The organism is Steroidobacter agaridevorans, assembly GCF_009932555.1.
In the GTDB taxonomy this organism is placed as follows: Bacteria; Pseudomonadota; Gammaproteobacteria; order Steroidobacterales; family Steroidobacteraceae; genus Steroidobacter; species Steroidobacter agaridevorans.
This window is the reverse complement of record NZ_BLJO01000008.1, coordinates 322235-329757: the sequence shown is the minus strand read 5'-3', so window position 1 is coordinate 329757 and position 7523 is coordinate 322235. Positions and strand designations below refer to the sequence as shown.

7 protein-coding genes are annotated in these 7523 nt (G+C 63.1%); 2 read left to right on the top strand and 5 right to left on the bottom strand.

Features of this window, described 5'->3' with window-relative positions; all coding sequences use genetic code 11:
• Positions 1 to 857, bottom strand: an 857-nt coding sequence (locus GYH35_RS27250) for a DUF1624 domain-containing protein (protein WP_161830054.1), incomplete at its 3' end; no start/stop codon positions are given.
• A gap of 166 nt (positions 858 to 1023) precedes the next feature.
• Between GYH35_RS27250 and GYH35_RS27245 the strand changes: the two genes are divergently transcribed.
• Positions 1024 to 1788 carry an N-formylglutamate amidohydrolase gene (locus GYH35_RS27245; protein ID WP_161830053.1) on the top strand — a complete coding sequence of 255 codons (765 nt, stop codon included), beginning with the start codon at positions 1024 to 1026 and terminating at the stop codon, positions 1786 to 1788.
• On the opposite strand, the gene GYH35_RS27240 is transcribed toward GYH35_RS27245, so the two are convergent.
• The 3 genes from GYH35_RS27240 to GYH35_RS27230 all read right to left on the bottom strand — a co-directional run bounded on the left by GYH35_RS27240 (position 1785) and on the right by GYH35_RS27230 (position 5192).
• Positions 1785 to 3452, bottom strand: a complete 1668-nt coding sequence (locus GYH35_RS27240; protein WP_161813368.1) for an amidohydrolase — start codon at positions 3450 to 3452, stop codon at positions 1785 to 1787. The two genes, GYH35_RS27245 and GYH35_RS27240, sit on opposite strands and share 4 nt — an antisense overlap.
• Before the next feature lie 51 nt (positions 3453 to 3503).
• On the bottom strand, positions 3504 to 4484 hold the full coding sequence (gene dgcA, locus GYH35_RS27235; protein ID WP_161813367.1) for an N-acetyl-D-Glu racemase DgcA: 981 nt from the start codon (positions 4482 to 4484) through the stop codon (positions 3504 to 3506).
• A 63-nt stretch (positions 4485 to 4547) separates the two neighbouring features.
• Entirely contained in the window at positions 4548 to 5192 is a 645-nt protein-coding gene (locus GYH35_RS27230; protein WP_161813366.1) for an MBL fold metallo-hydrolase, read from the bottom strand.
• A 38-nt stretch (positions 5193 to 5230) separates the two neighbouring features.
• Between GYH35_RS27230 and GYH35_RS27225 the strand changes: the two genes are divergently transcribed.
• Positions 5231 to 5848, top strand: coding sequence for a TIGR02466 family protein (locus GYH35_RS27225; RefSeq protein WP_161813365.1), 618 nt, complete (start codon positions 5231 to 5233; stop codon positions 5846 to 5848).
• Here the strand turns inward: GYH35_RS27225 and GYH35_RS27220 are convergent.
• A complete protein-coding gene (locus tag GYH35_RS27220; protein WP_161813364.1) occupies positions 5845 to 7518 on the bottom strand; it encodes an FAD-dependent oxidoreductase in 1674 nt (557 codons plus the stop codon). The genes GYH35_RS27225 and GYH35_RS27220 overlap by 4 nt on opposite strands.
• Between the last annotated feature and the right edge of the window lie 5 nt (positions 7519 to 7523).

Genomic DNA, 7523 nt, shown 5'->3' with positions numbered 1-7523 from the left:
ACCGTCATGACGGCGCTCGACTGCACCGACCACGGCGCCGGATCGCCGTAGCCGTTGATCGCACGCAGCACCACGAACGCCGCGAGAAAGCTCAGGGCCAGCAGCAGCACATTGCGGCGTCGCTGCTCTGACTCCTGGCGGAAGATGAATCCCAGTCCATAGCCCAGGCACATGACACCGAACCACGGGATCGCCGGATAAGGAATGAAGCCGCGAAGAAACAACGTCGGCCCGGGCTGCATGGTGAGAAACCACGCCTGCGTCCATGGCCCCAACTGCGTGGCATCGATCGCCGAGGCCACGAACTGATGACCGACGACGATCGCCGCGCCCAAGGCGAGCACGGTCATCGCCGGCAATCTCACCACCAACGACATGAGCACCATGCTGGCGCCGATGGCCCAGATCACCTGTCCGAAAGCGAGCGGCGGGCCCCAGTTGAAGCCGAAGCCGATAAGGGTGAACTCGAGCACGATCAACCACAGCCCGCGCGTCAGCAGGAATCGGCTGAGCGCCGCCGGCGCTTTGCCATTGGCCCGCTGCATGAAGATCGACACGCCGGCAAGAAACACAAACGTGGGCGCGCACAGGTGCGTGACCCAGCGCGTCATGAACAGCAGCGGAGTGGTCTGAGTCAGATCGGTCGCGCTGAAAAGGAATGCCGGCGCATGCACATAGTCACGAACATGATCGAGCACCATCAGCACGATCACCAGACCGCGCAGCAGATCGATGGCATCCAGACGCAGCGCCCCGGCGCGCGTCAGCGCAACTTCTTTCGCAGCGGTTGCTGCCGAACTTTCGCCGACGCCGACGAATTCGGGAGACACAACGGGGGCTAGGGCGCGTTCGTCCATGCTGACTCCAAGGGCCGAGCAGATTCCCGGGCCGAACGGCCGGGATGCGCATTTGCGCATATTGCGCGGGCCAATGCGTACCTACTTTGGTCAGCGCCCGTGCCTCGCGCAAGCCATTGCGCAGTGTGGCACTATCGCCGCCCTGTCACTCGAGGGTGTTCTATCGATGTTGGCCCAAAGCGCCACGAATGACTGGCCTGCTGCCGTCGAAATCCTCAACGAACACGGCCGCTCGCCGTTCGTGCTGATCTGCGAGCACGCCTCGAATCACATCCCCGCGGAGTACAATAAACTCGGACTGGACGAGAAGGAACTGATACGTCACATCGCCTGGGACATCGGCGCGGCCGAGGTCACACGTGCTTTGTCGAAGCGACTCGACGCATCGGCGTTCCTCGGCGGTTATTCCAGACTGCTGATCGATCTGAACCGTCCGCTGCACGTCGCCGACAGCATCCCGCTGCGCTCGGAAGCAACGGACATTCCTGGAAATCTCTCTCTGGAGGCCACGGAGAAGGAACGACGTCGCCGATTGATGTTTCATCCGTTTCAGGATCGGCTGCGCACGCATCTCGAAGAGCGCAATGCCGATGGGCGGCGCAATGTGCTGGTCGCGATTCACAGCTTCACGCCCGTGTATCTCGGGCAGCAGCGTGTGTGGCATGCCGGCGTGCTGTTCGACAAGGCCGCGCTGATGGGCCAGGCGCTGATCGCTCAGCTCAGCCGGGATCCACTGCTCAATGTCGGCGCCAATGTTCCGTATGGCGTGAGCGCCGATGCCGACTATGCGTTGGTCGTGTACGGGGACCAGTTGGACAATCCGGCCGTGCTCATCGAGATCCGCAACGATCTGATCGCGGATCCCGATGGAGTCGGAGTCTGGACGCGCAAGTTGGAAGACGCATTGCGCGCCGTTGAACAGTTGAGCTAACGCGCGACGTACATCTCGCGCCCGCCCACCACGGTGCGCACGACCTTCACGTTGATGATCTCTGTCGCCGGCACCGCGAACAGATCCTTCGACAGCACGGCGAAATCAGCCAAAGCGCCCTGCTTCAACACGCCGACTTTTCCTTCCTGAAATCCCGCCCAGGCGTTCTCGGCGGTGTATGAACGCAACGCCTCGGCAACGGTGATCTTCTGCTGCGGCAACCAGCCATTCGGATTCGCGCCGTCTGCAGTGCGCCGCGTGACGGCAGCATAAATACCCGTCAGCGGATCGAGCGGCGCCACCGGCCAGTCGGATCCGAACGTGAGATGCGCGCCGGAGTCGATCAGGGAACGAAACGCATAGGTGCCTTTGAGACGCTCCGCACCGATGCGCTTCTCCGCCCAGCGGCCATCGTCGATCGCGTGCGCCGGCTGCATGGACGGAACAACGCCCAGCAGCCCGAATCGTTTGATTGCAGCGGGCGTGAGGTGTTGAGCATGCTCGATACGGAAGCGCCAGTCCTGCTTCGGCCCGGCCTGCTCCACTTTCTCGAACGCGTCGAGCAGCCAATCGTTCGCACGATCCCCGATCGCATGCACGGCGACGTGCAGACCCGCTTTGCTGGCAGCCGTGATCGCGGTACGCAGTTGCTCGGGGTCCACCATCGTCAGGCCGGTGGTATTCGGCGCATCGTCATAGGGTTGGTGAAACCAGGCGGTGGTCGAGCCAAGCGAGCCGTCCACAAAACCTTTCAATCCGCCCCAACGCAGCCACGCATCGCCCGAGCCGTTGCGCTGCTTGTATTCCGCGGCCTTCTGCCAGTCGGCCAGTGGCGCAAAGGAATAAATGCGCAGGCGCAGTTTGTCGCTCGCCCTGGCGCGTCGATACAACTCGATGACTCGCCAGTCTTCGATGCCGCCCATGTCGTGCACCTGGGTCACTCCACGAGCGACGGCGTGCTCCATCGCGCGCTCCAGCCCGTCGGCCAGTTCCTGATCCGAGAGCGGCGGAATCGCCTGGTTGACCAGGTTCATCGCGTTGTCTTTCAGAACGCCGGTCGGCCGGCCGTTCTGGTCCCGAACGATCGTGCCGCCTTCGGGATCGGCGGTGTTCTCGTCGATGCCCGCCAGTTTCAACACCAGCGAATTCGCCAGCGCCATGTGACCATCGAGGCGCGAGATGAACACTGGCGTATTGGCCGTGTCCTTGTCGATCCAATCGCGCGTCGGCAGCTCGCCGCCCCACAGCTCGTGATCCCAATTGCCATCCTTGACCCACTGGCCCTTCGGTGTTTTAGCCGCGGCCTGTGCAATTCGCTTCGTGAACTCAGCGCGAGTCGCGGCGTCACGCAGATCGACCTGCGCGAGCGCCATGCCGCCGTTGATGAAATGCACGTGGTTGTCGATGAAACCGGGCACCACGAACGCGCCTTGCAGATCGACGACGCGAGTCTTCGGGTCTGCGAGCTTGCGGACCTCGGCAGTGCTGCCGAGAGCGACAATGCTGCCGTCATCGATGGCGATCGCTTCAGCTTTCGGCTGCCGGGCATCGCCGGTCCACACATTCGCGTTGAAATAAACGGCATCGGGCGCCGCTGACGCCGCACCGCCCGCCGCCTGCAACACGAGCGCGGCCACCGTGACGCTGATCGTTTTTCTTAACATTGTCGGCTCCCTCGCCATCGTCCCTGCGTATCTGGCCTTAGTGCAACCTCGTCATCCCCACAGCGCCGGCGTCGGCCAGGACATCACACCGGTGCGGTCGTACTGGATCGGATTCGCCCAATCTTCAGCCTGCAACAGCGGGCCGTCGAGATCCACGACTTCACACAGCTGCGCGAGCACCATGCCCGGCGCCATGCCGACAGAGCCGGTGACCATGCAGCCGACCATCAATCGCAAGCCTTCGGCGCGGGCTGCCTGTGCAAGCTCCAACGCGGCGGTCAAACCACCGGTCTTGTCGAGCTTGATGTTCACGAACTCATAGCGGCTCTTCAAACGCGGCAGATCGTCGATGGTGTCGATCGATTCGTCCGCGCACACCGGGATGGGCGAACGCCCGGCGACCAGATCGTCATCGCCGCCGACTTTCACCGGCTGTTCCAGCAAATCCACGCGCAGCTCCGCGAGCTTGGGGCCCAGCGCATACAGCGTCGGCACATCCCAAGCCTGGTTCGCATCGACGATGAGGCGAGAATTCGGAGCACCACGGCGCACCGCTTGGACACACGCCAGCGGGTCTTCTTTGTTCACTTTGATCTTGATCCACCGGTAATGCGCCAAACCGCGGGCGGTCTTCTCATATCCCTCGATGGAACGGATGCCGATGGTCATGGCGCTCGCGATTTCGCGAGTGTTGCCGACACCAGCCAGGTCCCACGCGCGGCGACCCGTGCGCTTCGCTTCCAGATCCCACAACGCCGCATCGACGGCATTGCGGGCGCCCCCGATGGGCAACAATTTCAACAACTCAGCGCGCGTGATGCCCGATTCGATCCTGGTACGCACCGCTTCGAGCTGCGCCAGCATCGAATCGGGCGTCTCGCCGTGGTAATCGACGCCCGCCGCTTCGCCGCGACCGACATGGGGGCCATCCTGCAATTCGACGATGATGACATCGCTGGTCGTGTACGTACCGCGCGCAATGACGAAAGGCTCGCGCAGCGGCCAGAGTTTCTTTTGAACGGTGAGCTTCACACGGACTCCTGATGCATCCCGAGGGTCTGGGCGAACGGCAAGGATACCGAAAATCTGGGGCCGTCAACGGAAACGCCGGTCGGCGACGAATGGATTGGTCTGGCGCTCCTGCCCGAACGTGGACAGCGGCCCATGCCCCGGCACGAAGCGCACGTCGTCGCCGAGCGGAAACAGGTTCTCGCGAATCGATCTGACCAGCGTGTCGTGATCGCCGCGCGGAAAATCGGAGCGGCCGATCGAGCCGGCGAAAATCACATCGCCGACCCAGGCGAATTTCTGTCTGGCGTGAAAGAAGATCACATGGCCGGGAGTGTGGCCGGGACAGTGCCGCACCTCGAGCGTCTCCTCGCCGACCGTGACCTGATCGCCCTGCTCCAGCCAGCGATCGGGCGTAAACGCCTCAGCCTGCGGAAAGCCGAAACGCTGCGTCGCTTCGGGCAATTGATCGATCCAGAATTGATCGTCCCGATGCGGCCCCTCGATCGTCAGCCCACGCAGCTTCGCGAGCTCCGCCGTCGCCGCCGCGTGATCCAGGTGGCCGTGAGTCAGCAGAATCTTTTCCAGCTGCAAGCCTTCACGATCCACTTCCGCCAACACCCGATCCAGATCTCCGCCCGGGTCGACCACCGCGGCGCGCTTGCTGCGCTCGTCCCAGATGATGGAACAGTTCTGCTGAAACGGCGTGACGGGAACGATCAGGGCTTTCATGGTCCGGCATGGTACCCCATCGGGTAGAATCCTCGCCCATGCCGATTCAAACCCTTTTCCCCACCTACATTTACAGTGCTCCGTTGCAGCGGAGCGATTGGCGCAAGTTCAACAAGCAGCTGCTGCGCGAGTGCCTGCAACTGCAGTTCGACGATGAAGCGGGCCAGAAATGGTCCGAGAAAAACTATCCCGGCGGCTATACGTCGTATCACTCGGCGCACCGGATGCAGCAGGTGTCGCCGACCTTCCAGCAGTTGGAAAAATATTTGCGCCGGCACGTGAGCGCGTTCGTCAAAACGCTCGAGCTCGACATGACGGGGCGCGAGCTGGCGATGACGGACTGCTGGGTGAACATCATGCCGCAGCAGGTGGCGCACAGCATGCACCTGCATCCACTCTCCACGATCAGTGGCACGTACTACGTGCAGACACCGAAGGGCTGTGCCGGCCTGAAGTTCGAGGATCCGCGCCTGGAAAAATTCATGGCCGCGCCGCCGCGCCGGGCCGATGCGAGCCCGGCGAATCGTGCATGGTCGGTGGTGCCCGCCGAAGCGGGCAAGGTCGTGCTCTTCGAAAGCTGGCTGCGGCACGAGGTGCCGGCGAATCCGGTCGTCGGCGAGCGCATCAGCATCAGCTTCAACTACAACTGGTTCTAGCCGAACACTGCCGGCAGTTCGCGCAGCACCCGATGCACGAACTGCACGCAGATCGAGCCTTCGCCGACGCCTGAAGCAACGCGCTTCACGCTGCCCGAGCGCACATCGCCCACTGCAAACACACCCGGCAAGCTCGTTTCCATGATGTACGGCGCGCGGCTCAGCGGCCAGCGTGCGGCCGTCAGCTCGTCCTTGCTCAAGTCGGCGCCGGTGCGCACGAATCCCTTCTCATCGAGATTCACGCAATGCTTCAGCCATTCGGTGTTCGGCGCGGCGCCCGTCATTAGAAACACGTGCCGGATCGGCCGCCGCTCCCGCTCGCCCGTGCGCGCGTCGGTCCAGGTCACATGCTCCAACTCGTCTTCGCCTTCCAGGCAAGCAATCTGCGTGCGTGTGTGCAAAGTGATGTTGGGCGACTCCTGGATGCGTCGGATCAGATAGTGAGACATTGTCTCGGCCAGGCCCTCCGAGCGCACCATGATGTGCACGTGCCGGCAGCCGCCCGCCAGAAACACCGCCGCCTGGCCTGCGGAGTTGCCGCCGCCGACCACGATGATCTCCTCGTTCTGGCACATCTTGCCTTCCAGGTGCGTGGCCGCGTAGTACAAGCCCACGCCGGCATACTTGTCCAAGTTCGGCAGATCGGGCTTTCGATACTGCGCACCCGTCGCGATGAGCACAGTGCGGGCGCGCGCGATGCGACCGTCGGCCATCTCGATGCGATACGGCCAGCTATCACAATGCAATGCCACGGCGTCGCATGCGACATGAAACCTGGCGCCGAACTTCTGTGACTGCACCAACGCGCGCCCCGCCAATGCCTGGCCGGTGATGCCCGTCGGAAATCCCAGATAATTCTCGATGCGTGAGCTGGTGCCCGCCTGGCCGCCGGGAGCGAAGCTGTCGATCACTCGCACGTCCAGCCCTTCCGACGCGGCATACACCGCACCCGCCAGGCCTGCAGGGCCGGCGCCCACGACCAGCACGTCGTGAATCGCCTCGGGATCGATCTCCGGATTGATCTCGAGGAACTCCGCCAACTGCCGCAAGCTTGCGTGACTGAGCGCGCGGCCACGACCGATGACAGCGGGCACATCAGCCGCGGTCAGGCCGGCCCGTTGTAATAATTCCGCCGCTTCCTTGTCCGCGTCGGCGTCGAGATAAAAGTGTGGATGCGCATTGCGCGCCAGGAACTCCCGCAACATCAACGTGTGACCGCAGTAACGCGAGCCGATCAGCGTCATCGCGCTGTTGGGTGAGGAGATCAATCCCATGCGACGCAGGATGAACGCGCGCATGAAGATCTCGCTGAGCTCGGCATCCGTTTGCACGACGACGCGCAGATCGCTGTCGGTAACGACGAGCACCTCGCCCGCTTCGCCGACCTCCACGCGGGCGAAGCCAGGCGTGCCTCGCAGTGTGCTCATCTCGCCGGCGAAATCGCCCGGAACGAGCGGCTTGATGACCTGCTCATCGACGCCAGGCACTGTGACCTTCAGGCTGCCGGCGAGCACCACGATCATCTTGCGCTCATGATCGCCGGGCTCGATCAATACCGTTCCTTCGGTGGTCTGCAGATGCACGCCATGCGGCTCGAGGCGCGCGATCTGCGCCTTCGTGAGCTTTGGAAACATCTGCTCCCGACGCTTTTCATACAGCTCGTTTGGCATGAGCG